We start from the raw sequence: 20,585 nt of genomic DNA on the forward strand, positions 1-20,585 counted from the left end.
GCGTGAATCGCGTCGTCTCCGTTCAGCTATCGAGTGAACGCAGTTAAATTCTGCCAGCCCGCCGACACAGGGAGAATTGAGAAAATTTGCCCAAGGTTTGAGCAAATGGTTAAGGCTTGCGAGGGGTTAAGACGTGGCGAGCGCCCGCCCGGTTGACGGGCGGAGGGCACGATCGCTGGAAGGACGCTTACTGCTCGCCGTGGCTCTTCGCGGCGAGATGTTGCGCGGCCTCGTCGAGGCACGACACCATGAGTTGGGCGCTGGGCGTGAGGCCTCGATTGCGGTTCCACAGCACCCCTGCCGGGCGCAGCAGCCGCGGCAGGCTCAACGGCAGCGTGTGGAGCGGTTGGGCGGGGTCGTTGGCGGGCGTGTCGGCCATCACGGCGATGAAATCGGAGACCTGCAAATGCGCGCGCACGACGTGAATCGAAAGCGTTTCGATGTAGTTGCTCGTGAGCGGCACGCCATGCACTTCGAGTGCGCGCTCCAGCGGGTCCCGCAATATCGAACCTGGCGGCGGCAATATCCACGGATAAGGATGCAGGTCTTCCCATTTGAGGTTTTTCCTGCGCGCCAACGGATGGTGGCGCCCTGTCACCAGCGTCACGGGGTCCTCGAGAAGCTCCTTCTCTTCGAAGCTGCCGAGCGTATCCGGCGCGGGGAGGCGGCCTACGACCAGATCGAGCTTGCCTTGCCAGAGTTCGGGCAGCAGCGTGGCCGTCGTGCCCTCTATCACCACCACATTGGTGCCTGGGGAGCGCTGCTTGAGCAGGCTCAGCGCCTGCGGCAGCAACACGGAGGCCGAGGCCGGCAGCATGCCGATATGAACCTTGCCCTCAGCCCCGGAACTCAGGGCCTTTAACTCGTCGCGGGCCTGATTCAGGATGGTCAGCATTTCCCGCGCGTGACGAATGAGGCAATCGCCATAGGGCGTGGGCACGAGGCCTTGCGCGGTGCGGGAAAACAGCGTGAGTCCGAGCCCCCGCTCGAGTTCGGCGAGCGCCTTCGAGACAGCGGGCACCGTCACATGGGTAACTTCTGCTACCTGTGTGAGATTGCGGTAGGTATCTATTGCTACGAGAAGGTGCAAATGCCGTGCCTTCAGGTTGATCTGCAAGTACCAGTCAAGCGCCGACACGTCGCGTACCTCTCCCCGTTTTACGATCTGGTTAAGCCTGCGGCCATTTTACTCAATTGCCGTGCGGTCGGGTTCACAGGCACGATCACGCTGCGCGTAGTTGCGCATACGGCATTCCCTCTCTTTTGCCGCGCCGGCTGCGACTGTCGAATCCACTACAACGACCCGCCGGCCCAACCGGCCCAGGGAGACACCTGATGACGCAAACCCTCACCCGGCGCGGCTTCTTGCGCAGCGCCGGCGTACTCGGCCTGAGCGTCGCTGCCGCCGGCCTCGCCGCGCCGTATATCGCGCGCGGCGCTTCCTCCCAGATCCGGATCGTCAGCAACCCCGGGCTCGAGAACGCCACGCTCAACGCGCTGATGGACGAACTCGGTTATTTCAGGCAATTCGGCGTGAATGCGCTGATCGCCGAAATCCCCGGCGCAACGGGCCCTTTCAATGCAATCGCAGCCGGCGCCGGAGACCTCTGTATGGTTTCCGGCTACAACCTCGTGTTGTCGCGAATCGCGCAGGGCGCGAAGGTCAAGATCGTTGGCGCCGGTATGAAGAAATGCGCGCTCACGGTCTTCGCGCGGCCCGCGGGTATCGCGACGCTCGCAGACCTGAAGGGCAAGACCGTCGCTGTCGGCCCGGATCGGGGCTTGTTGCATTCGCTGATGCTGCAGCTCATGAAGGAAAAAGGGATCGACGCGTCGCAGGTTAACTTCGTGAATAGAGGCAGCAACGACGAGTGCCATGAGGCCGTCGTCAAGGGCGAAGTCGACGCGTGCTGCTCCAGCATTTCGCATTTGAACGATCACGACGGGCTCGTGGTTCTCAATGACGCCAACATGTGGCAAGCGCTGCCCAAATGCGTATTCCAGACCGCCTATGCATCCAACGCTGCGGTCCGCGACAAACATGAGGGCATGGTCGCCGTCATGGCGGCCTATGGCGCGCTCTACGAATTCCTGATGTCGCCGGCCTCGCGCGACGCCCTCTTCGAAGCGCGCAAGCACGCGCAGAAGCAGTTCGACCAGGCATCGGCTGAGGCGATCTGGACTTTCAACGAAACGCAGCGGCCGTACTCGAAAGACTTGTCGCTCACCCGCGACGATATCGGCTATCTGCAGGACATGTACGTCGGCCTCGGCATCCTGCAGCAGAAGCAGCCTTTCGACGATGTGGCCGACATGTCGGCGGCGAATGCAGCGGCGAAACTGCACGGCTGAATCTTCGCGTCGCCATGGCAAGAACCCCAAAGGCCGGATCGCGATCCGGCCTTTGGGGTTCACTTCATCCAACTGCGCTGCGTGTGTTCCGCCCTGCGTCAGAACGTGTGCCGGATACCTGCGATGACGGAGACCTGCGAGCCGCCAGCCGGAGGCGTGGGAACCGGCGTAATGGTGGTCGCCGCATCCGCGAGCGTGCCATAGTTGTGGATGTGATCAACCGTCACATAGAGGAAGGTGCGCTTGGACAGCAAGTACTCGCCACGCAATACGAGCACCAGCGCCTTGTTGGGCGAATTGTCGTATTTGATGCCGGCAACCATACTGTCGACATAAAAGAACGGTGTCACGGGCACCGTGCCAGTCACCCAGACCAGGTTGCTCTTCGGCGTCTTGATGCCCTCGTCATCGCGGCGGATCCAGCCCACCCCAACCTTGGCATCCTTGATCTTGAAGTATCCGCCCAGCGTGAACCGGCTGTCCGTCAGCTTCGGCGAAGTAAGGCCGCCAAACGTGCCAGAAGTGCCGCCATAGTCGCGCTCGTATGAGGTGGCCACGCCCCAGGTGTGTGCGTCGTATTTGACCATGGCCGAATACTCGCGGCATTCGTTCGAGGGCGTGGTCTGCCCCGGGCAGTTCGCGGCGGCAACGCTTGCCGGGTCACCATTGACGGCGTCACGACCGAAGCTATAGTTCACGCCACCTTCGAAGCCACCACGGAAATAGCGATAGCTCACGGAATTATCAGCCCGAGCATTAGCGATGCCATTGTCGAGTGTTGTGAGGCCCTGTGCGCCGGTGCCGAACGGATTGATGAACGAGGTGGCGAAAAACCGCATCGTGTATTGCCGGCCGAACGTTAGACGACCGTAAGTGGCGTCGTCCAGACCGACGTACGATTGCCGTCCGAACAGACGCCCGCCTTGCCTCGAGGTTCCGTTGCTCGGCATGAAACCGCCTTGCAGATCGAAGATAGCCTTCGTGCCGCCGCCAAGATCCTCGGTGCCCCGAATGCCGAAAAAGGACGTCGCCGTGCCGTCGCCCATGCGAAACGCGTTGGTCGTGGAATTTTTACCCTTCGCGACATTGTTGACGTATTCGATCCCCTGATCGATCAATCCGTACATGGTGACCGTACTGGTTCCTCCACTTACGTATTGTGTGGCTTGCGCGGCCTCATCTTTATCTTGTGCCAATGCTGGCGCGATATACATCAGCGAAGCGCAAGCGCAGATTGCGGTCGTGTACTTCATGATCGTTGCTGTCTCCTTGTATTGGGCCATGATTCGCCTTGGCAGCAAGCTGAAATCAGCCACCGCGCAGGTGCGTGTCCCGTTTTAGGTTTCTTTGTAACGCAACGAAATTTTGTCCAGCGCGCCGCTACTGGTCCATTGAGAAAAATAGCTTCGCGATTGAGCGATTGGTTAATCTTCGCGATGCGCGCGGGCGGGTGGTCGTTCAGGCAGGGTCCCGAAGACCGAAGAAGGATGGCAATGTCGCAGGAAGGCGTGCGTCATTCAATTGCAGGGAGTGCGATACCCGCTCATTTCCCTGACTGGACCGTGCCATTCAAGGCCGGCCCGTACGCCGCATTCGCATTAGCCTGTTGTTGCTCGACGCGCGCCTCGGCACGACGCAGGCCCTCAGGGCATTCTCCCGGACAATCGGCGAGCGGGTTGTAGCCAGCCTTTTCGAGCTGGACGAGTTGCGCGCGAACCTGCTCGCGCGTGAGCGGCTCGCTCGACTGGGCAAACGCGAACGCGGGAACCAGCACAGCGGCGGCGAAGAAAGCAGCTTTGATCGACAAGTTCATATTTACACCCTTCTAACTTTTGGTTGGCTGCAGCGTTTTCCGCTGCAACGAAGTTAGCATTTGACACTAGGGTAAATACTTAGACCATTGAATAAAAACGCCGCCATGTTGAGTGTTTCGTTAAATCCCGCCCGCTATAGGGGCCATCGACAACAGGCACTACGGTTGCCGATGGCCGCCCTTGCCTGATCGCTCGATCAGAAGTGAACTTCGGCCACGAACATCGGGACGGACGTCTGCGTGGTGCCCGGTTGTTCGGATGCCGGCGTGCCGTACATGTTGTGCCAGTACTCGTAGCCAAGACCCGCATACACCGTGCGCGGATGGCCGGCGAATGATCCGAGGTCTGCCAGCAGATACGCGCGGGTCAGGAACTCCGTAGTGGTCTGGACTCCGAAACCATCCTTTCCTTTCGGCCCGGTAACGCTCGCGAAACCTTTGAAGACCAAAGGAACGGGACCGATACGGAAGGGATAGAGCCACGAGCTCTCGAGATGCACCGCGGGGTTGAAATGCACTTCCACGTTCTCGATGCCATTGTGATTGCTCTCGGTGCGAACGCCGAGCGTGATGTTCCAGAAGCCGTTTGGTATGGCAAGGTCGATGGTGGGTCCGACAACCACCATGCGAGCCCGTTCCGCATAGGCATCGTTCTTGGTGCCGAATTCATAGCCAATGGTCAGGCCGAAGTCCCGCATGAAGCCATAGGAAAACGATTTGCCGAAGATCTTGCTTGCGCTGAAACTGACGCGGCCGACGCTGTAGAGTTCCTGCGCGCCGCCCGAACCCGGCGTCGGGTAGCCATATGCATTGGTCGGCCCCGCCTCGGGGTTCGCCATGCTGGAGACCAGGTAGTCCACGTTGAACGCGTAACTACCGAACCGGAAGCCGCCCGTGGTCGTCAGATAGCCGATGTTCTGCGTGATCTTCGCCGGTGCGCCCGCCTGGGTTCGCACACCGGGGTAGTAAAAGTCGGTGCCCACGCGATAGCCGAGATACGTGTCGTTCCACGAAGTCGGCGGGGCGTAGAGCCCTGGCGGCGGCGAGAGCGGCGCGGTGACCGTGCTCGCCTGGGACAGCGTCAGCGGAGCGGCGGCCGGATTCAGCGGTGCGTCAGGTGCTTTGCTGTCCGTCTGGGCAACCTGTGCTGCCTGGGTCCCGCCCTCTGCAGTCGGTGATGCATCCGCCGCATGGGCGACTCCGGCGAAGCAGCCGACAAGGACAACACCGAACAGCGGCATGCACATAGCTGTGGATTTTTTCATGTCTCCTTCCATATTTATCGATATGCAAGATGCGGTCGATTTACGACTCTCGATTTTTCGCACCGCCGGCAGCGACTTCCGTTATTCAACGTGACAGAGGCCGCCGTGGTGGAATGGAATGTATGCGATACGCGCGTGAATGCCTTTACACAAAAGTGATTTTCGCTGGCACTTTTTTATAAGAATGGGTATGTGTTCGGGTAATCCACAACTCGCGTGCAGTTCGACCGCATTGAACCTTGATTCGCGCTCTTTCATTAGTAAGCACTGCCATTCGAATCTTCTTGGATTCGCCACGATAGCCACGATAAAAAAAGGCACCGCGCCTGTGCGCGGTGCCTTTGTCATTCAAATCTGCGGGGTGAACTTACAGCCGGGGGATATAAAGCGGCATCGAATCTTCCCAAAGCGTGTCGGTAATTGCATGCCGATCGCTGCCGTCCGCATTCATCACCCAGTTCTGGCCATCGGGCTGGAACGTGTCGTCGTACAGCGATAACTCGTCGCGGAATCCGTACTCGCCTGAGCTGTACGCAATGCGGCCGTCCCATGTCCAGGTCGCGTGGGCCTGATTGGAACCCGGCGGCGTCACGCGCTGTACATCCGAGCCGTCCGGGTGGATCGTGTACACGTCGTAGTGAAACTTGTTGGGGTCATTCGGGTTGACCTCCTTGCGCGTAAACACGATCCTCTTGCCGTCCGGCGACCAGCCGGGCAGGTTGTCCGGCTCGGTGGTCAGCACCGTGGTCTTGTGCGTCTCCAGGTCGAGGATTCGCAGGCCCTTGTCCGTATCGCTCCACACGCGGTAGACGATGCGGGTGCCGTCCGGCGAATAACTCGGAAAGCCTGCGTTCTCCTTGCCGTCGGTAAGAATCTCCGGCTTGCCATTCATGCTGCCGTCGGCCTTGATGCGCATGATGCGGCCCGGCATGTGAGCGCGCGTGAAGAACCACCCGCCCACGCCGAAGGCCACCCATTGCTTGTCCGGCGACCAGGTCGGCTGAAACGCACCCGCCAGCCCCATTGTGATCATCTTCGGATCGAGGCCACTGGTAACCGGATCGTAGATACGGCGGGCATCGGTGAAGTCGGTATTCGCCACCATGATCGATGAGCCAACCGCCTTTTCCGTGTACACGAGCGATTTTCCGTCGCGCGAGAGTTGCGGGAACACATCGACGAAACGGTAGTTCCATTGCGGATCGAAACTGTAGAGCGGCGTGCCGTTCGGGTGGAACGGCTTGGCGTACACCACCTTCTCGTAGACGACCGTCTTGCCGTCAGCCGAATAATGCGGCGAGCGGATACCGCTTCCCGCCGTCGCGCGCGACTGACCGCTCGTCGTAAAGAGCCCTTCCTGAGCGCCATTTTTGATGTGATAAGCGACGTCGCTTGTGCCCACGTATTGCGGGAACACCTTGAATCCCGCCGTGTTCGTCAGATCCTTGCGCTCGCCCGTGGCCACATCGACCTGCACGATCTGCGAATCGACCTTGCCGATGGCTTCGGGACGGTGCGCGCCCCAGGTCGATTCGACCGGGGTTTCATAGAACGCCACATGCCTGCCGTCCGCCGACCACGACGGCGAGCCTTCTGCAAAGCCGTTGCGCGCAGTAATCTGCCTGAATCCCGTGCCGTCCGGATGGATCTCGTAGATGCCTGTTTCCTGGGTTCGCTCCCAGCCGACCGGCAGGTTATGGCCGCGCCAGTCGCTGCCGATGTCCGACGACAGCGCGATCCACTTGCCATCCGGCGACCACGACGGCCGGAAGAAACTGTGCGGCTTGTCCGGGTCGAACTTGATATCGCCGGTCACGTTATGCAGCGCGCCCGTCTTGATGTCGAGCGTCCAGATATTCGTCGTGCCCCAGCTATCCTTGCCACGTCGCGACGACACGAACGCAATGACATTCGGATCGGCCGGATTGTAGACAGCGGCGTCGCTCACCCCGATCGAGTCGGTCAGACGCTGCAGACCGGTGCCGTCCACGCGCACGCGATAAAGGCTGGCATGACCGAGACCGTCGCGCTCCGAGGTGAACACGATCCATTTGCCGTCCGGCGAAAAGGAACCGTGATAGTCAAACCCGTTGGACTGAATCAGCCGGTGTTCGTCGCTGCCGTCGGCATTGGCGACATAGAGTTCCGAGGTGGTCGGGCCGATGCGGTAAATCAGCAAGTCGCCCTTGGTTGCCGTCGCGGCATCCGCGCCTGGCACGCACGCAGTCGCGGCGGCGATGGCGAGGCACGTCAGGATCTTGTTTTTCATTTGAAGCGAAGCACGCACACTAGTCTCCATTTTCTTATCAGCGTCACAGCAACCCGCAAATCGCCGGACATCGGATTCGCTGGCAGAAAGATATGCCCGGGACGCCGTGGTGTCCCTATACAATTTTCAGATTCGCTGGCACTTTTTAGGAGCTGGGGATGCGTAGAGGAACCCGGATGCCGGCTCTCCGGTTTGGAGAGCGCTCGCTAGCGCTGAACCCGGCGCGGAGGAATCATACTGGGTACGGGGGCGGTGCGTGCCGGAAACATCGCCTGGATGGCGATCCACGTTTTCGCCTCATTCGACCCGTGGATAAACAATGGACCCATCGGGCCGAACGATCGCACCCGCAGTTAGCCGTGCGGGTTCGTGACGTTGCCCACCCATGATGTGTAAAACCGTTTCACCGCGCGCGATCAGATAGTCGGCGATGATACGCCGGTGACACCGCCACCATCCGGCTTCGGAACACATCACGACACAACACCTCTCGCGGCCTTGTTCGACCAGATGATCGATGCCCGCGTGAAATGCTTCGGAAAGCGCATAGTCGGCGTAATGATGAAAGCTGCTGTTTATCCAGAAGCCATTGACGTCCTCAGATACGGTTCGCGATTTACCGCGCAAACCACCGAGAGCGGTTTCGTGTTCGTAGGAGATATCGAATTGCGCAAGCGCAACGGGCAATGTCTCCTCGTTGAATTGCGGGTTCGTTCTCGACCGTGGCATTTTTCTCACGTCGGCCAGCATTCCGATTTCAGCGCCTCTCAATAGCCCAATAAAATCATCGAGCGTGCGGTCGGAATGGCCAATTGTGAAGAAAGGGAAGGTCACGATGCAGGTCCTGCACGCAATATCGGTGCGCCGGGCGGAAACGTCAGGATCCGGATTGCTACATCGTCGAGCCGGCTTGAATGACGCCTACGCCAGGCAATGATTATGCGCCTCCAGGAGAGAACCGGATCGCCGCGGCCGAATCGTTTTCCCTTCGAGCGACTCGGCGATACCGGCCGGGCAGATTGACGCGCTCTGTCCCGGCCTTGCAGGGCTCAGACAAACAAGATTCCCTTGCTTGATTCCGGTTAGCCCACCGGTGCGAGGACAGGTGCCGTGCGAACCTTGGGCGGCCGGTCGCGCAGCAGCAGCGGCGTTAAACGCCGGTTGGCCGTCTGCGCGGCCCACTCGCAATACGCGGGGCTGCCGAGCACCCAGCCCTTGAGCGTCGACTGCATCAGGTTTTCAATTTCGTGTTCATCAGGAGGCTGCGCACCCAGATCGCGGTACGACTGGTGGCGTTCGAAAGGCGTATTGCCGAGCGCCCGATAGAGTGGATGGTCCTTGATGAAGCGATCGACACGCAGCCCGATGTGGTGCGTGTAGCTCGACCACGGATAGTTTCCCGGCTCGGCCACAAGGTGGTTGCGCACAGGCGCATGATCGATGATCTGGCTCGCGAGCAGGAAATACCGCTCGGGTTCGATCACCGTTGCGTGGTATCCGCCACGCCATACCGTACCGCGGCGTCCGTGGCGGCGGTTGAATGTTTCGACATAGCGACGGCTAACAGCCTGCATCGCCATGGCCACGCTCGACTCGTATGAAGGCGTGACGAGGAACTGTATCGCGTCGGGCATGAGCACCCAAGCGTGGACTGCCAGATCGGCAACGCGCGCGGCGTCTGCCAGGCAGGCGAGGAAGTATAGGTAGTCTCCTTCGTCGAGAAATGCGGGCCCCATGAGCCCCTGCAAGATAACGTGCTGCGGTTGTTCTGGGACGTAGTGCCGTGCGAGCCGTGTCATGCTGAATTAACCGGAAATCCGATGTGGGAAAGCGGTCCGACAGTATCGGACGCGTGACGGTCCGTAATGTGTGCCTACGCCAAAATTCTATGGGTCACGGGCGCACGGCTTCATGACGAACAGGCCTGTTTTCTGGCCTCACTTCGCTGATTTGCCGATCGCAAGCAGCGTCTCTTTTACGCCACCGCTGAATAGCGGCGGCACGCCCCTGCTCTCCGTCGCTGCCCGACTGGAGCGGTCGATGGCTCGCATCACGTGGCTCTCGAATTCAATCCGTAGGTGTCCGAATGATATCGGGAATCCGGATCCGAAAATTGGCGCCAGATGGAGGGAGAAATGACCGGCGCGTCGTCCAAAGTGGTCGATGCATCCGTCCTTACTCTGCAATGCGCTTGAAACTGACGTAGTAGTCGTCGGTGTAATAGCAGTCGCCGGTCTGCTTGCGCGGTCCACCGCATACGATCCGGCGCAGCCCGCGATCCGTCGCACCAGGAGTGCGAACCGTGTATGTGTGATAGTAGCCGCGCGGATGCTTTGGCAGCAAAAGTGCAGTGTTACGGAACAATACGCCGTCGTCTGCAAAAGGGAAGGGGCCGCCCGATTTGATCAACCGCAGTGTCTCGGCCGCTTCCGCCGGCAGTTGTGTCTTCGTGACGGTCACCAGCGTGCCCGATGCCGCGGAAGCTCCGCTCGCGCTCTGTGCCGGCTGAGCCGGCGCCTCGCTCGCGGATGCGCCCGATGCTTGCGTGGCGGTGGGCGTACCCTGCTTGCCGCATCCGCCGAGGATCGCGCTCAAGGCGACGATGCAGGTGAAAGCCCACGCCCTATTCACGAAACGGTTCTCCCCTCGTTGACCAGGAACTCGACGACCAGGACAGATGTAAAGGTATCGCTAATGGCGGAGCGAAGCAATGTTCGGCCAGAAATTGGCACTCGAGACACGACAAGCAGGCCGGCGTGCCGTTTTCGACGGCGAAACTCGCCCCCGCCGTCGCGGCATGACATTTGAATGGGTGAGCGGACAGCGAGGCGGCATGAGGCGCCGGTGAAGACCCTAACGCGCGGACATCAGGTCGATCGCGCGCTGGACGAACGGCGGCCGCTTACACCCGTTTCGATGTAAGCGGCCTGGACTTGCAATCACTTAATACCTGGTTGATGCGGTGCTTCAACAGCGTGTTGCTCTGCACTTCAACTGCGTGTTGCTTTGCACTTCAACTGCGCGTTGCCCTGCACTCCTCATTGATTAAACAGCGTGGTGCTTCGACTAGAATCGATACGCTCTGCCAGATACGACTGCTGCTGCCGGCCTACTGTTCTGCAACTGGTACACGGTATGGTCCAACTCGACCGCAGGAGGGGAATCCTGGGACGGAGCCAACGACTCGCTCCATGAAAGTCAGTGTAGACGTAGACGGGGGGAACCAATTGCCCGAGACGAGCCCGATATGACGCCCAGTTCACGCAATTGGGGCGCCCCCTCCCGAGACCGCTCGCGGCTCAGGCCACCGCTTGCGCCTCCGACTGATAGGACGGGTAGTCCGTATAACCGATGTGTGTGCCGCCAAAGAACGTCGGGCGGTCGTACGGGTTGAGCGTCAGGTTTCGACGCAGCCGCTCCGGAAGATCGGGATTCGCAATGAAATGGCGACCGAATGCAACCAGATCTGCATCGCCGGCCTGCAGGATCGCTTCGGCCTTTTCACCGTCGAAGCCTCCTGCCGCGATGATCGTGCCCGCATAGTGCTTGCGAATGAGCTGCGCGGCAATCGGATCGGGGCCGACGTTCTCGTTTTCGACATTGCCGAGAATGCGGGGCTCGATGAGGTGCAGGTACGCGAGATTCAACTTCGCGAGTTCTTGTGCAACATACGTGAACAGCCGGACGGGGTCGCTATCCGACATATCGCCAAACGACCCGCTCGGCCCAAGGCGCACGGCAACCTTGTCGCTTCCCCACACCGAAATCACGGCACGTGTGGCCTCCATCAACAGGCGGGCGCGGTTTTCGAACGAACCCCCGTAGATGTCCGTGCGCTTGTTGCTGCCGTCCTGCAGGAACTGGTCAAACAGATAGCCGTTTGCGGCATGCAGTTCCACGCCGTCGAAGCCCGCGGCGACGCCGCGTGCCGCCGCCGCGCGGAAGCTTTCGACGATGCCCGCAATTTCATGAGTCTCCAGCGCGCGGTTCGGCGTATTCGGGACCCAGCCGGCGTCCGTGTATGCGACGCCGCCGTGAGGCAGTTCGGAGGGACCAACGGGGCGCCCACCATCGGGTTGCAGTTCCGAGTTCGACTGGCGGCCAGCGTGGTAAAGCTGAAGAAAGATCTTCGCGCCCTTCGCATGAACGGCATCGGTCACGCGCTTCCAGCCAGCAATCTGACTATCGTCGTATAAACCAGGCGCCCCCAGATAGCCGTTGCCATTCGGCGCAGCGATGGTGGCCTCGCCAATCAGGAAGCCGCCAGCCGACGCACGCTGCGCGTAATACTCCGCCATGAGCGGGCCAGGAATTGCGCCACTTTCGGCACGCATACGGGTGAGCGGTGCCAGAACGACCCGGTGCGAGAACGTGTAAGGACCGACTTTGACTTCAGAAAAGAGCTTGGACATGATTCACCTGAGAGAAAGTTTGGAAAGCGAGTCGATTACGGGCGGTGCGACGTAACAGCGGAGAGACCGGATAGCTGGCTTGCTTCACCGCGACATCGATGGAATGCAGTGTATATGCACACATAGATTAATTTGTCCCGATTACTTTCAATACTGTTCTCGCGTTTCGTAAACAATCCGCTTTCTATTGCGCGCTATCGAGCCCGGAAACAGGTTTGAAAACTTTCGTGATACCACGCTCCAATTGGCATTGAAAACGGCCCACATGTCGCTAGCATTCATTCATCGACTGGCCGATCCAATACCGGCGGCGTTGATCAACGACTTACGGCCTCCTGGCTATGGAGACGACGAATATGCGAGTCCTGGTCCTGGGTAGCGGTGTCGTCGGCGTGACGAGTGCGTTCTATCTGGCGCGCGCCGGCCATGAAGTCACGGTCATCGACCGCGAGCAAGGTCCCGCGCTCGAGACGAGCTTCGCGAACGCCGGGCAAATCTCGCCGGGGTACGCAGCGCCGTGGGCTGCACCCGGCGTTCCGCTCAAAGCCGTTAAGTGGATGTTCCAGAAGCACGCTCCGCTCGCCATTCGCCCCGATGACGCGGACAAGCAGTTCCAGCTCCAGTGGATGTGGCAGATGCTGCAGAACTGCACCGCAGAGCGCTACGCGATCAACAAGAACCGGATGGTGCGACTCGCGGAATACAGCCGCGATTGTCTGAAGGCGCTGCGCGCTGAAACGGGTATCCAGTACGAAGGAAGAACCGGCGGCACGCTGCAGGTTTTCCGGACGCAGCAGCAGTTCGACGGCGCAGCAAAGGACATCGCCGTACTCAAAGAGGCGCATGTTGCATACGAGCTGTTGACCGCAAGCGAACTCTCGCGCGTCGAGCCCGCGCTCGCCGCGACCTCGCATAAATTAGCCGGCGGTCTTCGCTTGCCCGGCGATGAGACTGGCGACTGCCAATTGTTCACAACCCGGCTTGCCGCCCTCGCTGCGCAAGCAGGCGTGACGTTCCGCTACAACACGACAGTCGATGCCCTCGTCATAGAAGACTGCAAAGTCGCGGGCGTGCATCATGGGACCAAGCTCATCCATGCCGATGCGTTCGTTGTCGCGTTTGGCTCTTATTCGACGAGCTTCCTGTCGGGCCTGGTCAAAATTCCGGTCTACCCGCTCAAGGGATATTCCATCACGGTGCCTATCGTGGACGAAGCGCGCGCGCCGGTCTCGACTGTCCTTGACGAGACGTACAAGATCGCCATCACGCGTTTCGACAAACGCATTCGCGTGGGCGGCATGGCTGAAATTGTCGGATTTGACAAGCGTCTGCGCGAGGCTCGGCGCGAGACGCTCGAAATGTGTGTGAACGACCTGTTCCCGGGCGGCGGCGACACATCGAAGGCGACGTTCTGGACCGGGCTGCGGCCGATGACTCCGGACGGTACGCCCATTGTCGGCCGCACCGCCGTGACCAACCTTTTCCTGAACACGGGCCATGGCACGCTGGGCTGGACGATGTCCTGCGGCTCGGCACAGCTTCTCGCCGATCTGATTTCAGGCAAGAAGCCCGCGATCCAGCACGACGACCTCAACGTGTTCCGCTACGCGAGGGAACCGGAGGCGCCGGCGGATTTCGCGCTGGACTAATTAGTCGCGCGACGTTGGATCAGTGTGACGACGCAGCGAACGCTTCGAAGTACATGAGCTCGAGTGTGAGCGTGATTCCGAACCGGGAAGTTTGCTGCGGTCCATTCGCGTCATGGAATTGCAGCTCGCCGCGCTGGCCGATCACAATGACCTCTTGGGCGCCGCCCTCGAGATACGCCCTCACTCGTGCGCCGATGTCATGCGCATGCTTGCGGTCAAGGAGCACCTCGACGCACAAATCCGGTACAAACGGAACGGGATCGTCCCGGTCAAACCCTTCCCACTTTTCAGGCGGCATCCAGACGACGTCGGGCACGCGGATGCCAAATGACGGCGTCGCCACAGCGACCGACATTGCCGCCACGTGACCAATCTGCTCGGCGATCTGGCAGTACACATCAGTCAGGACAATCTGGCGCCTGGCCGAGGGTTGAGGATGCGGCACCGCCTCACCGCGGCCATCGAGTTCACAGCATTCCCACGACCCAGAATCCGAATTGGGGTGAATCCGGCGCCAGGTGGCTACAAGCCCGTCCTGCTCAAGAAGAGTCGACACAACCACAAGCCTCCAATAGGGCGTTTCACTAAGGGTATTCCCTTTGTCGACCGCTGAAAAGCCATTGCTTATGTGCATCGCACAATCAATTACGCAACGCGCATGGAGCCGATTTTGGATGTTTTATCGGGCCATATTCGGAGGGCCTGCGCATCAAGCCCATATTGATGTCGTGGTCGAATCTGCCCAGCAGCTATACTTATGGTGCAATGCATCAAGACTCATGCAAAGAGTACATCAGCGTTTGCCGAATTGCTTCGGCCGAAGTCCCATTCTGCGGGCGCGCCGTTGAAGTGCTACCGTAAGGGTTTGCCGAGCGCGCCCTTTCGCTTGATCACGAGAAGTGCAATGGAAATCGATGCGGAGACTTTCCGGCGACTGCGCCGACTCGCCCCCGTCGTTGACGACATCCTCAACGCCGGAGAAGTTGAACATGCGGGCCAGGCTGCGAATCTCGCGGCGCTCGCCCAACTATGCTCGACCCTGTTCGACGCTTACTGCTCGATACACCCCGAGGAGACCGCGCAAGCCAACCTCGACATGCTCGAGTCGCAAAAGTAGCAGTGGTTGTGAGGAACAGCTCACTGCGCGTCCGGATGTGTCAGGCCCGCTTCCTCGATAATCTGCTCATATTTTTCCGCGCCAACTGCGTCGCGGTACTCCTGCTTCAGCCGGATGAGCGCCTGCGCCGTTTTGGAAATCACACCGTAGACTTCCAGTTGCTCAGCGTGCACCAGGGCCTGCCCCAAAGTCATGGCCACGTCGGTATTCCTTATTGCAGTTGAACAGCCATCAGGTCGTTGACGAACGTGGGACGCTCACTGGCGAACTCCATCAGGTTGAGGAAGCCGTTGCTGAGCGCAAACGCTTCCAGCGCATCCTTGCCGCTGTCAGCCTTGATGCGGCCGTAGCTTTTGACCATCTGCAGGTCGGTAATCAAGTACACCATCTCAACCTCTTTCCGTCCGGGGATGCCTGGAGTCGTTGTCCTCTCAAGGAGTCTTACGAAGAGTAGATAGCGTCGCTTAAATCAAGCTTAAACATCGCCGACAGAACGAAAGCCTCGGCGGTCAGGCGATTCGGAAGCGCGCGCTGCCATCACGGCACCTGGCGGCACGCCCTCGTAGATGAGAGACGTTAAGATGAGAACGAGATAGGCAACTGCTCCCGTCTTCGGGCACCAGAAAGATGGAACGAGAGACATACAAAGGCTACGATTTATGGGGTCACGCCATTGCGCAACAGGCGGAGTTGCTCACGCCAGAGCGCTATGCGGGTGGCGGCACCATCATCCAGGGTAACAAGCTCATTTGCACGTCCGGCGTGCTGGACCTGTTCGATTCGGAAGCAGACGCGCAGGACGCGGGAATCGCCTGGGCAAAGGCGTGGGTCGACACGCACGGTTAGTGCTGCGGCACACTACAGTCCGTTGCGGAGTTCGATCGGCACGTCAACGTCACAACGCCGCCGCTCAGTCAGCCTGAGTTTTTTGCCAGGTCAAAAGAATCTGCTGCTTCGCCGTGGTCAGCGTTGCCACGTGCTCGCTCAGTTGCTCGCGGATCCGTTCGGTCGGGCCGCCAATCGAGAGTCCGTAGATGTCGCCGCCGAAATCCAGTGCGACGGCCACCGCAGAAAGCTCGGGCGCACTTTCGCCGATATTCGCGTACCAGCCTCGCTCATGCGCCGCGCTAACCTGATCGATGAACGTGGCGCAATCGGCAACGGTGGCGCCCGTGAATCGCTCGAAATGGAGCTTCGCGCAGAGTGCATCGCGCGCGGGCGCATCGAGTTCGCCGCAAATCACCTTGCCGATCGAGTTTGCATGCAACGGGCGCAGTGACCCGGGCGCGCAGGCATAGCGCACCGCCTTCTCCGATTCGACCACGTCGAGGTAGATGACCTGCGTGCCGTGGATCTTGCCAAGCACGATGGTTTCGCCTGTCGCGTCGCGCAGTTCGACAAGCCGGGGATGCAGCATTTGAACGACCGGGTCGACTGCGTTGATCGCGTTGGCGAGCAGTTGCAGCCGCCGCGTGGGATAGTAGCCCCCGCGCTTGCGCACTTCGTAGAGATAGCCACGGCTCACGAGCGTGCGGGCAAGCGCGAGGCAACTCGACGAGGGCACCTCCAGAAGCCGCGCCATTTCGGCGAGCGCCAGTGGCCTCTGTTCGGCGGCGAAAAGTTCGAACAGGTCGAGCGTGCGGGCAACGAGTTTAACGTCCATGGGTCAGGCAATTGATCGCAAGACGGCTCGATGCCCCTTGCACTGTTCAGTAAGACTTCGGCAGCCCGAGCACCTTTTCCGCGATGAAGCACATGATCATTTGCGGGCTGACCGGCGCGAGCCTTGGAATCATACACTCCCGCAAATAGCGTTCGACGTGGTATTCCTTCGCGTAGCCCATGCCGCCCAGCGTTGCGATGGCCGTCTGGCACGACTGGAACGCAGCTTCCGCGGCAAGGTATTTCCCGGCGTTGGCTTCGGCGCCGCACGGCTCGCCCGCGTCGTACAACGTCGCGGCCTTCATCACCATCAGATTCGCAGCCTCGAGCGCCATCCACGCCTGCGCGAGCGGATGCTGGATGGCCTGGTTTTGCCCGATGGGACGTCCAAACACGACACGGTCTTTCGCGTACTGAGTGGCGTGGCGCAACGCCGCCTGGCCGAGCCCCACCGCTTCCGAGGCGATCAGGATGCGCTCGGGATTCAGGCCATGCAGCAGATAGTGGAAGCCCTTGCCCTCCTCCCCAATGCGGTCCTCAACCGGCACGCGCAGGCCGTCGATGAACAGCATGTTCGAATCGACGGCCTTGCGGCCCATCTTCTCGATCTCGCGGACTTCGACGCGCGTGCGGTCGAGGTCGGTATAGAAAAGACTCAGGCCGTCGGTGGGCTTCGCTACCTGGTCCAGCGGCGTCGTGCGCGCGATGATGAGCATCTTGTTCGCAACCTGCGCCGTCGAGATCCAGATCTTGCGGCCGGTGAGCACGTAGTGATCGCCATCGCGCACGGCCTGCGTTTTCAGGTGCGTCGTGTCGAGGCCAGCGTCGGGCTCGGTGACAGCGAAGCAAGCTTTGTCGCGGCCCTCTATGAGCGGCGGCAGAAACCGCTGCTTCTGTGCTTCGTTGCCGAACACCTGCACCGGATTGAGTCCGAAGATGTTCATGTGCACGGCCGACGCACCCGAGAGCCCTGCGCCGGAAGCACTGATCGTGCGCATCATCAGCGCCGCCTCGGTCATCCCGAGTCCGGAGCCGCCGTAGTCTGTCGACATCGCAATGCCAAGCCAGCCGGCATCGGCGAGTGCACGATGAAAGTCGTGCGGGAAGCCGCCTTCGCGGTCGCGTTCGAGCCAGTAGCTGTCGTCGAAGCGCTCACAGATCTTTTCGATGGCAGCGACGATCGACTGCTGGTCTTCATTGAGGTTGAAATTCATGCTGACTTCCTCTCAAGGCATAAACAAAAACGGTGTTACAGAGGGAACACGCCCACCAGCACCGCGGTGAACACCATCAGCACCGTGGCGGCAAACAGGAACGGAATCGTGAACTTCTGATGCTCGGCAAGTTCCACGCCCGTCAGGCCGACGATCAGGAACGTTGCCGGTGTGAGCGGGCTGACGGGGAAGCCAGTCGTCATCTGACCGAGGAGCGCCGCCTGCGCCATCTGCACGGAGGGCACGCCCAGCATTTCCCCACTCTTCGCCAGAACAGGAAGGATGCCGAAGTAAAACGAATCGGGGTCGAAAAGCAGGCTGAGCGGCATCGACACGAGTCCCAGCACGAATGGCATATGGCGTGCGTGATCGGCGGGCACGTGGCGCACAACGACTTCGGCCATGGCATTGAGCATGCCCGTGCCCGTCATGATGCCGGTGAATGCACCCGCGGCAAGCAGCACGCTCGCCATCATCAGGGCCGCCTTCGCGTGCGCGTCGACGCGTTCTCGCTGCTGGTTCACATCGGGATAGTTGATGACCAGCGCCAGCACCGTGCCGATCATGAACATGACCATGGGATCGACAATGCCCGATACGAGCGTCACGAGCACGACCAGCGTCAGCACGAGATTGATCCAGAAGCGCTGGGGCCGGCGCAGCGCAAGCTCCTCGGGCGTGAGCACGCGCGGGGTGGCGGCGATGCCGGCGGCACGCTCGCGCGTGAGACCAAGGCGCCTTTCCTCGCGCTTTCCGAGCACGTAGGCCGTGCCGAACACGAAAACCAGCCCGACGATCTGCACGGGAATCATCGGATAGAAAATGACGGTGCCCGGAATATGCAGGGCTGCGGAAGCGCGCAGCATTGGCCCGACCCAGGGGAGGAAGTTGACGCCCGCGGCCATCGACGCGACACACGCAAGAATGCGGCGATCGAGACCGAGGCGCGTGTAGAGCGGCATCATCGCGGGCAGCGTGACAAGAAACGTGACCGCGCCCGATCCGTCGAGGTGGATAAGCAGCGCAAGCAGTGCGGAGCCCATGACAATGCGCGGAGGATGGCAACCCACCACGCGCAGGACGCCGTTGATGATCGGGTCGAGCATTCCGGCATCAGTCAGGATGCCGAAGAAAAGTATCGCAAAAACGAACATGCCCGCAACCGGACCGATATTCTGCACGCCGTGAACGATGAACTTCGCGGTGGAGAGCCCGAACCCCGCAGCGAGCGCAGCGACGATGGGCACGGCGATCAGGGCGACGAGCGGCGAGAGCCGCTTCGTGATGATCAGCGTGAACAGGGCGACGATCGCCAGCGTACCGATTAGCGCGAGCATGATCCAGTCTCCCTGAGCATAAGGCTCCTTGCCTGGTTGGCGGGTGTCATTCTTGTCTCCTGCGCGGCGTTGCGTGGGCCGCTGTCGTGGTTATATCGGACTGCCTGGCGATGAGCCGGCTACGCCTCGCGCGATCGATCGCCGAAGACCTGCGCCGTGTGTTCGTCGAGCGCCGGCGGCGCGCTTCGGTAGGTGGCCGGTGTGCGGCCCAGCTTGATCGGCGACGCGATGCCGCGGTAGGACCCCATCTCGACCTTCATCGCGCGATGGTCGACGTGAGGATGCGCGAGCGCCGCACCCACGCCAAGCACCGGCGCACAGGGCACGCCGTGGCGCACGAGCAGGTCGGCAAGCTGCGGGCCATCCCAGCCCGCGAATCGCTGTTCGAGCTCCGCGCGCAGTTCGCTCCGATGCTGGCTGCGCGAGCGATTGTCGGCAAAGCGCGGTGCGTCGGCGAGGTGCTCCGCATCGATCAGCCGGCAAAGCGCGCGGAACTGCGTGTTATTGCCGACCGCGAGGAAGATGTCGCCGCTGCCGGTGTGGAACATGTCGTACGGCGTAATGTTCGGATGGGCGTTGCCGGTGCGCTGCGGCTCCTTGCCCGAGTAGAAGTAATTGGGCGTGTGCGGGTGGAGGATCGAAAGCGCGCAATCGAACAGCGTCGATTCGACGAACTGGCCGCGCCCGCTCACTTCGCGCTCGCGCAACGCCATCAGGACGCCGAGGGCCGCATTGAGTCCCGTCACGAGATCGACGATCGGCACGCCAATGCGCAGCGGTGCACCGCCTGCCTCGCCATTGACGCTCATGAGACCGGTCATCGCCTGGATCGCCGCATCGTAGCCGGGCAAGGCGCCGAGCGGACCGTCCGCGCCGAAGCCGGACACGCGGCAATGCACGAGCCGCGGAAAACGCTTGGCCAGCACGGTGTCGTAACCGAGCCCCCATCGCTCGAGCGTGCCAATCTTGAAGTTTTCGACCAGTACGTCGGCCGTTTCGAGCAGGGCGAGCAGCCGTTCGCGCTCCGCCTGCTGTGTGAGATCGAGCACGACGCCCAGCTTGTTGCGATTGACGCCTTGAAAGTACGAAGCCGTTTCGCCATCGAACGGCGGCCCCCAGCCGCGCGTTTCGTCGCCGCCGGGCGGCTCGATCTTGATGACTTCCGCGCCATGGTCCGCAAGAATCTGCGTGCAGTATGGGCCGCCGAGGACACGGGACAGGTCCACAACGCGCAAGCCGTGAAGCGATCCCGCTGCTGGAAGTGTAGGAATATCCATTTTTATCTGCACTACTAATTGATAGGAACTGGATTTGCAGGGTCACCCTTGCCGGGCAGCCGGCTGGCGAACTGCCAACAGGTATCTGACGTTAGAGAACGGCTACGTCACCTCGCGTCGGTTCGACGTGAGTGCACACGAACAAATTCACTGCCATGAATGAATATTCACACACGGGAATGCACGAGGTCAAGCGGGATGCTAAAACGTGGCCCCAG

General features: G+C 60.7%; 20 protein-coding genes. 4 read left to right on the top strand and 16 right to left on the bottom strand.

Going from position 1 to position 20,585, the window contains the following annotated elements:
- Window positions 1-187: 187 nt before the first annotated feature.
- Entirely contained in the window at window positions 188-1,138 is a 951-nt protein-coding gene (locus VSR72_RS05165) for a LysR substrate-binding domain-containing protein (protein ID WP_342951336.1), read from the bottom strand.
- 197 nt (window positions 1,139-1,335) lie between these two features.
- On the opposite strand from VSR72_RS05165, the gene VSR72_RS05170 reads away from it, so the two are divergent.
- Window positions 1,336-2,352, top strand: coding sequence for an ABC transporter substrate-binding protein (locus VSR72_RS05170; protein WP_342951337.1), 1,017 nt, complete (start codon window positions 1,336-1,338; stop codon window positions 2,350-2,352).
- 98 nt (window positions 2,353-2,450) lie between these two features.
- Here VSR72_RS05170 and VSR72_RS05175 read toward each other — a convergent pair whose 3' ends face one another.
- The 8 genes from VSR72_RS05175 to VSR72_RS05210 form a co-directional block, all read right to left on the bottom strand.
- Complete coding sequence (locus VSR72_RS05175) at window positions 2,451-3,605, bottom strand: porin (protein ID WP_342951338.1); 1,155 nt, start codon at window positions 3,603-3,605, stop codon at window positions 2,451-2,453.
- Window positions 3,606-3,895: 290 nt separating this feature from the next.
- Complete coding sequence (locus VSR72_RS05180; RefSeq protein ID WP_342951339.1) at window positions 3,896-4,165, bottom strand: DUF4148 domain-containing protein; 270 nt, start codon at window positions 4,163-4,165, stop codon at window positions 3,896-3,898.
- 197 nt (window positions 4,166-4,362) lie between these two features.
- Complete coding sequence (locus VSR72_RS05185) at window positions 4,363-5,442, bottom strand: hypothetical protein (RefSeq protein WP_342951340.1); 1,080 nt, start codon at window positions 5,440-5,442, stop codon at window positions 4,363-4,365.
- A 355-nt stretch (window positions 5,443-5,797) separates the two neighbouring features.
- The gene (locus VSR72_RS05190; protein WP_342951341.1) at window positions 5,798-7,699 is read right to left on the bottom strand and encodes a hypothetical protein; all 1,902 of its coding nucleotides are present in this window, start codon (window positions 7,697-7,699) and stop codon (window positions 5,798-5,800) included.
- A 297-nt stretch (window positions 7,700-7,996) separates the two neighbouring features.
- Complete coding sequence (locus tag VSR72_RS05195; RefSeq protein ID WP_342951342.1) at window positions 7,997-8,533, bottom strand: DUF488 domain-containing protein; 537 nt, start codon at window positions 8,531-8,533, stop codon at window positions 7,997-7,999.
- 248 nt (window positions 8,534-8,781) lie between these two features.
- Complete coding sequence (locus VSR72_RS05200; protein ID WP_342951343.1) at window positions 8,782-9,498, bottom strand: transposase; 717 nt, start codon at window positions 9,496-9,498, stop codon at window positions 8,782-8,784.
- A gap of 376 nt (window positions 9,499-9,874) precedes the next feature.
- Window positions 9,875-10,330, bottom strand: a complete 456-nt coding sequence (locus VSR72_RS05205; protein ID WP_342951344.1) for a ribonuclease — start codon at window positions 10,328-10,330, stop codon at window positions 9,875-9,877.
- A gap of 668 nt (window positions 10,331-10,998) precedes the next feature.
- A complete protein-coding gene (locus VSR72_RS05210; RefSeq protein ID WP_342951345.1) occupies window positions 10,999-12,111 on the bottom strand; it encodes an alkene reductase in 1,113 nt (370 codons plus the stop codon).
- Between the two features lie 356 nt (window positions 12,112-12,467).
- On the opposite strand from VSR72_RS05210, the gene VSR72_RS05215 reads away from it, so the two are divergent.
- Entirely contained in the window at window positions 12,468-13,760 is a 1,293-nt protein-coding gene (locus VSR72_RS05215) for a D-amino acid dehydrogenase (RefSeq protein WP_342951346.1), read from the top strand.
- Window positions 13,761-13,779: 19 nt separating this feature from the next.
- Here the strand turns inward: VSR72_RS05215 and VSR72_RS05220 are convergent, their stop codons facing one another.
- Entirely contained in the window at window positions 13,780-14,316 is a 537-nt protein-coding gene (locus VSR72_RS05220) for a Uma2 family endonuclease (RefSeq protein ID WP_342951347.1), read from the bottom strand.
- 348 nt (window positions 14,317-14,664) lie between these two features.
- Between VSR72_RS05220 and VSR72_RS05225 the strand changes: the two genes are divergently transcribed.
- Window positions 14,665-14,877: a hypothetical protein gene (locus VSR72_RS05225; protein WP_342951348.1), complete on the top strand. Its 213-nt coding sequence runs from the start codon at window positions 14,665-14,667 to the stop codon at window positions 14,875-14,877.
- 20 nt (window positions 14,878-14,897) lie between these two features.
- On the opposite strand, the gene VSR72_RS05230 is transcribed toward VSR72_RS05225, so the two are convergent.
- Window positions 14,898-15,077 carry a hypothetical protein gene (locus VSR72_RS05230; protein WP_342951593.1) on the bottom strand — a complete coding sequence of 60 codons (180 nt, stop codon included), beginning with the start codon at window positions 15,075-15,077 and terminating at the stop codon, window positions 14,898-14,900.
- Between the two features lie 11 nt (window positions 15,078-15,088).
- Window positions 15,089-15,256, bottom strand: a complete 168-nt coding sequence (locus tag VSR72_RS05235) for a hypothetical protein (RefSeq protein WP_342951594.1) — start codon at window positions 15,254-15,256, stop codon at window positions 15,089-15,091.
- Between the two features lie 248 nt (window positions 15,257-15,504).
- Here VSR72_RS05235 and VSR72_RS05240 point away from each other — a divergent pair, with 248 nt between their 5' ends.
- The gene (locus VSR72_RS05240; protein WP_342951349.1) at window positions 15,505-15,723 is read left to right on the top strand and encodes a hypothetical protein; all 219 of its coding nucleotides are present in this window, start codon (window positions 15,505-15,507) and stop codon (window positions 15,721-15,723) included.
- A 64-nt stretch (window positions 15,724-15,787) separates the two neighbouring features.
- Here the strand turns inward: VSR72_RS05240 and VSR72_RS05245 are convergent, their stop codons facing one another.
- The 4 genes from VSR72_RS05245 to VSR72_RS05260 all read right to left on the bottom strand — a co-directional run bounded on the left by VSR72_RS05245 (window position 15,788) and on the right by VSR72_RS05260 (window position 20,367).
- On the bottom strand, window positions 15,788-16,540 hold the full coding sequence (locus VSR72_RS05245) for an IclR family transcriptional regulator (RefSeq protein ID WP_342951350.1): 753 nt from the start codon (window positions 16,538-16,540) through the stop codon (window positions 15,788-15,790).
- Window positions 16,541-16,586: 46 nt separating this feature from the next.
- Entirely contained in the window at window positions 16,587-17,753 is a 1,167-nt protein-coding gene (locus VSR72_RS05250) for an acyl-CoA dehydrogenase family protein (RefSeq protein WP_342951351.1), read from the bottom strand.
- 35 nt (window positions 17,754-17,788) lie between these two features.
- Window positions 17,789-19,090, bottom strand: coding sequence for a citrate:proton symporter (locus VSR72_RS05255; protein ID WP_342951352.1), 1,302 nt, complete (start codon window positions 19,088-19,090; stop codon window positions 17,789-17,791).
- 119 nt (window positions 19,091-19,209) lie between these two features.
- The gene (locus VSR72_RS05260) at window positions 19,210-20,367 is read right to left on the bottom strand and encodes a CoA transferase (protein ID WP_342951353.1); all 1,158 of its coding nucleotides are present in this window, start codon (window positions 20,365-20,367) and stop codon (window positions 19,210-19,212) included.
- Window positions 20,368-20,585 lie beyond the last annotated feature (218 nt).

Origin of the sequence: Paraburkholderia sp. JHI869 (genome assembly GCF_038900775.1) — a bacterium.
Taxonomy (GTDB): domain Bacteria; phylum Pseudomonadota; class Gammaproteobacteria; order Burkholderiales; family Burkholderiaceae; genus Paraburkholderia.

Bases quoted from the DNA above. Each gene is read 5' to 3' on its own strand.
- VSR72_RS05170 (WP_342951337.1), top strand. From the start codon at position 1,336: ATGACGCAAACCCTCACCCGGCGCGGCTTCTTGCGCAGCGCCGGCGTA.
- VSR72_RS05175 (WP_342951338.1), bottom strand. From the start codon at position 3,605: ATGAAGTACACGACCGCAATCTGCGCTTGCGCTTCGCTGATGTATATC.
- VSR72_RS05180 (WP_342951339.1), bottom strand. From the start codon at position 4,165: ATGAACTTGTCGATCAAAGCTGCTTTCTTCGCCGCCGCTGTGCTGGTT.
- VSR72_RS05185 (WP_342951340.1), bottom strand. From the start codon at position 5,442: ATGGAAGGAGACATGAAAAAATCCACAGCTATGTGCATGCCGCTGTTC.
- VSR72_RS05190 (WP_342951341.1), bottom strand. From the start codon at position 7,699: ATGAAAAACAAGATCCTGACGTGCCTCGCCATCGCCGCCGCGACTGCG.
- VSR72_RS05200 (WP_342951343.1), bottom strand. From the start codon at position 9,498: ATGACACGGCTCGCACGGCACTACGTCCCAGAACAACCGCAGCACGTT.
- VSR72_RS05210 (WP_342951345.1), bottom strand. From the start codon at position 12,111: ATGTCCAAGCTCTTTTCTGAAGTCAAAGTCGGTCCTTACACGTTCTCG.
- VSR72_RS05215 (WP_342951346.1), top strand. From the start codon at position 12,468: ATGCGAGTCCTGGTCCTGGGTAGCGGTGTCGTCGGCGTGACGAGTGCG.
- VSR72_RS05225 (WP_342951348.1), top strand. From the start codon at position 14,665: ATGGAAATCGATGCGGAGACTTTCCGGCGACTGCGCCGACTCGCCCCC.
- VSR72_RS05240 (WP_342951349.1), top strand. From the start codon at position 15,505: ATGGAACGAGAGACATACAAAGGCTACGATTTATGGGGTCACGCCATT.
- VSR72_RS05245 (WP_342951350.1), bottom strand. From the start codon at position 16,540: ATGGACGTTAAACTCGTTGCCCGCACGCTCGACCTGTTCGAACTTTTC.
- VSR72_RS05250 (WP_342951351.1), bottom strand. From the start codon at position 17,753: ATGAATTTCAACCTCAATGAAGACCAGCAGTCGATCGTCGCTGCCATC.
- VSR72_RS05255 (WP_342951352.1), bottom strand. From the start codon at position 19,090: ATGCTCGCGCTAATCGGTACGCTGGCGATCGTCGCCCTGTTCACGCTG.
- VSR72_RS05260 (WP_342951353.1), bottom strand. From the start codon at position 20,367: ATGGATATTCCTACACTTCCAGCAGCGGGATCGCTTCACGGCTTGCGC.